Annotated in this window: 6 protein-coding genes; all 6 read left to right on the top strand. The window is 51.5% G+C overall.

Annotated features, from left to right (window positions below; all coding sequences use genetic code 11):
* Positions 1–396 precede the first annotated feature (396 nt).
* The 6 genes from KTH89_RS24545 (at position 397) to KTH89_RS24520 (ending at position 5973) form a co-directional block, all read left to right on the top strand.
* The gene (locus KTH89_RS24545; protein ID WP_238723454.1) at positions 397–1560 is read left to right on the top strand and encodes an iron-containing alcohol dehydrogenase; all 1164 of its coding nucleotides are present in this window, start codon (positions 397–399) and stop codon (positions 1558–1560) included.
* Between the two features lie 282 nt (positions 1561–1842).
* Entirely contained in the window at positions 1843–3141 is a 1299-nt protein-coding gene (locus KTH89_RS24540) for a PTS sugar transporter subunit IIC (protein ID WP_158347839.1), read from the top strand.
* Between the two features lie 169 nt (positions 3142–3310).
* Positions 3311–3616 carry a PTS sugar transporter subunit IIB gene (locus tag KTH89_RS24535; RefSeq protein WP_238723453.1) on the top strand — a complete coding sequence of 102 codons (306 nt, stop codon included), beginning with the start codon at positions 3311–3313 and terminating at the stop codon, positions 3614–3616.
* Positions 3617–3940, top strand: coding sequence for a PTS lactose/cellobiose transporter subunit IIA (locus tag KTH89_RS24530; protein WP_317251472.1), 324 nt, complete (start codon positions 3617–3619; stop codon positions 3938–3940).
* Positions 3937–5364, top strand: coding sequence for a 6-phospho-beta-glucosidase (locus KTH89_RS24525; protein WP_238723452.1), 1428 nt, complete (start codon positions 3937–3939; stop codon positions 5362–5364). Before KTH89_RS24530 ends, KTH89_RS24525 begins: the two co-directional genes overlap by 4 nt.
* Positions 5365–5439: 75 nt before the next feature.
* Entirely contained in the window at positions 5440–5973 is a 534-nt protein-coding gene (locus KTH89_RS24520) for a DUF6512 family protein (protein ID WP_158347833.1), read from the top strand.
* Positions 5974–6226 lie beyond the last annotated feature (253 nt).

Below are 6226 nucleotides of genomic sequence, written 5' to 3'. Positions count from 1 at the left end.
CAGAGGCTCTTGCCCGTCGGACGTGAAGTCCGCCGGTCATCCTGAACCCGGCTTTCCGATTCCACTAAGCGGGAGCTCAGCCGCCCTATGCGCTCCCGGAGAGACACAAAAGAATCCGGCTGCCCGGAGCATTCCGGGACACCGACACACACCGGCCCTTAAGCAGCGGGCATACCCAAACCCGAGGAAGAACCTAAAAGGTAGAGATAAAAGGAGGCAGAGATAGAGAGAGGGGAGAGAGGGGTAAAAGGGAGGGAGGGAGGGGTAAAAGGAGGGGTAAAAAAAGCTTGACTTTCAGTTAACTTTAAGTTCTATACTCATGATATAGGCGGAAAGGTTCATACGTTGCAGTAACAGGTAAACAATTTCCAATCATAAATCAAAGGAGTGGTTCAAATGCAGTTTCAATATTTCATTCCCACCAGAATTCTGTTTGGCAAGGGGGAGCTGTCCAATCTGCATAAGCAGAAGCTGCCCGGGAAAAAGGCGCTGATCGTAACATCTGCGGGAAATTCCGTGAAGAAATACGGATATTTAAGCCGCCTGGAAGAGCAGCTCGATCTGGCAGGGACAGCCCATGTGCTGTTTGATAAGATTCTTCCGAATCCGGTGAAAGAACATGTGATGGAAGGGGCGGCTCTGGCTAGGGAAAACGGCTGCGATTTTGTCATCGGCCTGGGAGGCGGCAGCAGCATCGATTCCTCGAAAGCCATCGCCGTTATGGCCACCAATGACGGGGATTACTGGGATTATATATCCGGAGGCAGCGGCAAAGGAAAAGAAGTGCTTGCAAAGCCTCTGCCGGTGGTGGCAATTACGACAACAGCCGGTACGGGGACGGAGGCGGACCCGTTTGCCGTAGTGACGAACGGGCAGGAAAAGATCGGATTTGGCTGTGATGATACCTTCCCGGTGCTGGCAGTCGTGGACCCGGAACTGATGGTTTCGATTCCTCCGCATCTGACGGCATATCAGGGATTTGACGCGCTGTTCCACAGCACGGAAGGTTATATTAATAAAACGGCCAATGAGATCAGCGATCTGTTCGCGTTAAGAGCCATTGAGCTAATCGGACGCAGCCTGGCCGAAGCAGTTGCAAACGGCAGCGATTCGGACGCCAGAGCAGATGTGGCGTTAGCCAATACGCTGGCCGGTATGGTAGAATCGACTTCCGGCTGTATCTCCGAGCATTCCATGGAACATGCTATGAGCGCCTACCATCATAAACTGCCTCATGGAGCGGGGCTGATCATGATCAGCAGGGAATACTATACGTTTATGGCAAACGCAAAAGCTTGTGATGAGAGACTGATTGCCATGGCGAAGGCGCTGGGATTTAAGGACGCCAAAGAACCCATGGATTTTGTAAAAGCGCTGACCGATCTGCAGAAGGCCTGCGGTGTGGACCAGCTGAAGATGAGCGACTATGGCATTACGCTGGAGGAACTCCCGCAAATGGCCGCGAATGCAAAAGAAACCATGGGAGGGCTCTTTGAAGGAGATCCTGTATTGGTCAGTGAAGAGGCGGTTACCGAAATATACCGCCGATCCTATCGGTAAACAATTTAAGCGCCCAAAATACGGGCGCTAAGTGCGCATAGCCATAAAAAAGGGCCGGAGCGTGCCTGTGTAAAATGTGATCCAGTGCGAAAGAGGACATCACATTTTACACAGACACGCTCCGGCTTCTTTTTATAAAATCAGGAAAGAATGCCTGCGGGCAGACTCATTTCAATTTCAAACAAACATAGCGGACCATGTATAAAACCATGGAAAGGAACAGAAACTAAGCCAGAATTTAGTAATTGGATTGAGGAGTAAGTCATCTTAAAGGAGGGCATTATGAAAGATTTTTTTGATAAGCTGCTGGACAAATTTATGCAGGCGGCCAGTACGAAATCAATAACGGCTTTGAAGGATGGGTTTGTCTTGACTATGCCGATCACACTGATCGGTTCCCTGTTTTTATTGATCGCCAACCTGCCGTTTTCCAACTATGCGGGATTCATGGAGAAGACCTTTGGGGCTCAGTGGAATGTGGGGCTGAATCAGGTATCGGCCTGTACCTTTGACATACTGGCCATTATTATAGCCATCGGTATCGGGTATGCCTACGCGAAAAACGAGGGGTGCGACGGGATATCCAGCGGTATCTTATCTTTGGTGTCCTTTTTGATTGTCTCCGCGTCCTCTGTCGTGACCGAGGGAGGAGAGGCGGTAGGCGGCGTGATTCCGCGGGGCTGGACCGGTGGTAATGGTGTGATTGCGGCGATTATTGTAGGATTGCTGGCCAGCAAGATTTTCTGTTTTTTTGTAAAGAGGAAAATTACTATTAAAATGCCGGCCGGAGTGCCGGAAGGGGTGGCCAATGCGTTTACCACTCTGATCCCGGGCTTTGTGATCATTCTGCTGTCTATGATCGTTTATCAGATCTGCATGGCATTGGCAGGTTTATCTTTAACCGAACTGATCTTTGAACTGTTCCAGGTTCCGATGCAGAATCTGAGCGATACTCTGGCGGGAGGAATCGTGATTGTACTGCTGATCTCCCTTCTGTTCTGGGCCGGACTGCATGGGCCGAATATCGTGATGGGGGTTATGGCGCCGATCCTGACCGCCAACGCCCTGGCGAATCAGGCGCTGGTGGATTCAGGTACAGCCCTGGCGGTGGAGAACGGGGCTAAGATTATGACGCCGCAGGTGATCGATAACTTTGTAAAATTTGGAGGCACCGGGATTACGCTGGGGCTTTTACTGGCGGCGCTTATGACGGCCCGGTCCGGGCAGATGAGGGAGATCTCCAAGCTTTCCGTCATCCCCGGATTTTTCAATATCAATGAACCGGTTATTTTCGGGCTGCCAATTGTATTTAACCCGATCATGCTGATTCCATTTCTGGTAGTGCCGCTGGCAGCGCTGCTGATTACCTACGGTGCTACAGCCATCGGTTTTCTGCATCCGTTTAACGCGGTGCAGGTGCCCTGGACTACGCCGCCGGTGATTTCCGGATTTATTCTGAACGGCTGGAGAGGGGCGCTGGTACAGCTGATTATATTGGTTCTGTCGGTGATTGTTTATTTACCGTTTATGAGAAAGCAGGATGCTCAGTATTTAGAGGCGGAACGTGCGGCAAAAGAGTAGGAATAAGGACAGGAATTAAGACGGGAATCAAGACAGGATAAAGACAGGATAAAGACAGGAATAAAGGCTTGTTTCCCGGGCGAGGGCCGATATCGGATAGAGCAGCTAAGGTATCGGCTGAAAGAGAAAAAAATATATAGTATAAAGAACAGAGAATGGAGTGAATAGAATGAAAAAGATTCTGTTAATGTGTAACGCGGGTATGTCGACCAGTATGCTGGTCAGCAAAATGAGGGAAGCAGCTGAAGTGCAGGGCTACGATTGTACCATTGAAGCCTGTCCGGTATCGGATCTGAACGCGGCAGCCGGGGCAGATGTCATCTTGCTGGGGCCGCAGGTGCGGTTCCAATTATCCAAGGTGCAAAAAGCGTACCCGGATATCCCGGTGGATGCCATTTCCCCCACGGATTATGGCATGGTGAAAGGGGACAATGTGCTAAAGGCGGCAAGGAAACTGATGAAGGAGACGATATAAGTGAACGAAGAAATGGAAACCATCTGCTTCCAGATCATTTCCTATGCGGGAGACGCCAAATCCTGTTATATGGAAGCGATTCAGGAAGCCAAACAGAATAACTTTGAACAGGCCGGTCTGCGGATACAGGAGGGCGACAAGAGCTTTGCCCAGGGGCATCATGTGCATGCGGAGCTGATCCGGCGGGAATGCTCCGGGGAGTCTGTTCCGGTAGGCCTTGTTCTGATCCACGCGGAGGATCAGATGATGAGCGCGGAGATGACGAAAATGATGGCGGAAGAGTGGATCGACTGGTATCGGAATCAGGAGGAAGAGCGGGTATGAGTCTGCCGGAGAATTTTCTGTGGGGAGGCGCCGTGGCGGCCCATCAGCTGGAAGGCGCCTGGCAGGAGGACGGTAAGGGAGTCAGTATCGCAGATGTGATGACAGCGGGAGCGCATAAAGTTCCCAGGCGGATTACAGACGGGGTACTGGACACGGAGTATTATCCAAACCACGAAGGCATTGATTTTTACCACCGTTTCAGGGAGGATATCGCCCTGTTCGCGGAGATGGGATTCCGCTGCTTTCGGACCTCCATTGCCTGGACGAGAATCTATCCGACGGGCGAGGAAGACAGTCCCAACGAAGCCGGTCTTCAGTTCTATGACGAGCTTTTCGATGAACTGTGCAAAAAGGGGATCGAACCGGTGGTAACCCTAAGCCATTTTGAGATGCCCTACCATCTGGTCAAAAAATACGGCGGTTTCAGAAGCCGGGAGCTGATCGGCTGTTTTGTAAAATTCAGTGAAACTGTCATGCGCCGCTATAAGGATAAAGTGAAATACTGGATGACCTTCAATGAGATCAATAACCAGACCGCGGTGGAAACTCCGGTCTTTGGATTTACCTGTTCCGGCGTCCTCTACCAGGAGGGTGAAAATAAATTACAGACCATGTGGCAGGCGGTGCATCATGAACTGGTGGCCAGCGCGGAAGTGGTGAAGCTTGGGCATGAGATCAATCCGGATTTTCAGATTGGCTGTATGCTGGCCGTAGTCCCGGTTTATCCCTATTCCTGCAATCCGGAGGATATGATGCGCTCGGTGGAAGTGATGCATGAGAGGTTTGCGTTCGGGGATGTATTCGTAAGGGGATACTACCCGGAATATCTGAAGAAGATGTGGGAACAGAAGGGGTATCAGATCCGGATGGAGCCGGGAGATGAAGAGATATTAAAGCAGGGGACCGTGGATTATATCGGATTCAGCTATTATATGTCTGCGGCGGTGAAAGCGGGCGTACAGCTGCCCGACGAGACAGACAGCGGTTTTGCCGGAAGTGTGAGAAATCCGTATGTGAAGGCGTCAAAATGGGGATGGCAGATCGATCCCGTGGGGCTTCGCTATGCGCTGAATATTCTCTACGAGCGGTATCAGAAACCACTGTTCATTGTAGAAAACGGTTTTGGCGCGGAAGACGTGCCGGATGAGGACGGTTTTATTCAGGATGATTACCGAATACAATATCTAAAAGCCCATATTCAGGAGATGAAAAAAGCCGTGGAGTTGGACGGCGTAGATGTGATAGGATATACGGCCTGGGGATGTATCGATGTGATATCCTTCGGAACCGGCGAGATGAAGAAGCGCTATGGATTTATCTATGTGGATAAGGATAATGAAGGGAACGGCTCTCTTAAGAGATCCCGGAAGCGTTCGTTTAACTGGTACCGGCAGGTGATAGAGAGTAACGGGGAGAAACTGTAGGTGTTTCCGGCAGCTTAGCTGCCGGATGGCTGTGCGGTAAGTAGTTTGCGTGATGAATGGAAAGGAGGCGGCAGCTTGCTGAGAAGAACAGCGGTTATTTATGAAGTATGCGGATTCCTGTTTGTGCTGGTAGTGGGGACTCTGCTGCATTTTGTCTATCAATGGAGCGGGAATTCCGTGATCGTGGCCGCGGTCGCGCCGGTGAATGAATCGACCTGGGAACATTTGAAAATGCTCTATCTGCCCTTTTTGGCCTATGCTGTTTTTGAGTATTATCAGGTCGGTAAAAATTATCCCAGGTACTGGTTTGGAAAAGCAGCGGGAGCCAGCGCGGGGATCGGTACGATTCTTGTTGTGTTCTATACGTACACGGGGATATTGGGAACCAATTATCTGATACTGGATATCCTGACGTTTGTGGCCGGTGTGATCGTGGCCTGCCGCTTGAGCTGGCGCCTTTTCCGGGATGAGAGGGAGCATGAGGGATATGTGGTTTTAAGCTTAGCGGTTTTGCTCGCCTGGCTGCTGGCATTTGTTGTGTTTACCTATGTTCCGCCGGCTATCCGTTTGTTCCAGGATCCGGTAACTGGAGGGTTCGGGGTTATCTGACTGGGGGAGAGGGAGCGTTCGCCGGTTTTGGGTAAGCCCGCCGCTTCCGTCCGGGGGCCGCGGCCGGTATCCGGGGAGAACTCCCAGGAAGGGGGATTCCGGGCGGCCGGGCTCTTTGATGTCTCCCCGGGAGCGCGGAGGGCTTGCGCTGGCGCCCGCTAAGTGGAATCGAAAAGCCGGGTTCAGGAACCGAGCCTATTCACCAGGAACACGTGATGTGTTCCCGGTTCAGAGGCTCTTGCCCGTCGGACGT

The sequence above is a fragment of the Diplocloster agilis genome, from assembly GCF_019042275.1.
GTDB classification, from domain to species: domain Bacteria; phylum Bacillota; class Clostridia; order Lachnospirales; family Lachnospiraceae; genus Diplocloster; species Diplocloster agilis.
The sequence above is the reverse complement of the archived record's forward strand: the minus strand, read 5'-3'. Positions and strand labels throughout refer to the sequence as shown.

Bases quoted from the DNA above. Each gene is read 5' to 3' on its own strand.
- KTH89_RS24535 (WP_238723453.1), top strand. From the start codon at position 3,311: ATGAAAAAGATTCTGTTAATGTGTAACGCGGGTATGTCGACCAGTATG.
- KTH89_RS24525 (WP_238723452.1), top strand. From the start codon at position 3,937: ATGAGTCTGCCGGAGAATTTTCTGTGGGGAGGCGCCGTGGCGGCCCAT.
- KTH89_RS24540 (WP_158347839.1), top strand. From the start codon at position 1,843: ATGAAAGATTTTTTTGATAAGCTGCTGGACAAATTTATGCAGGCGGCC.
- KTH89_RS24545 (WP_238723454.1), top strand. From the start codon at position 397: ATGCAGTTTCAATATTTCATTCCCACCAGAATTCTGTTTGGCAAGGGG.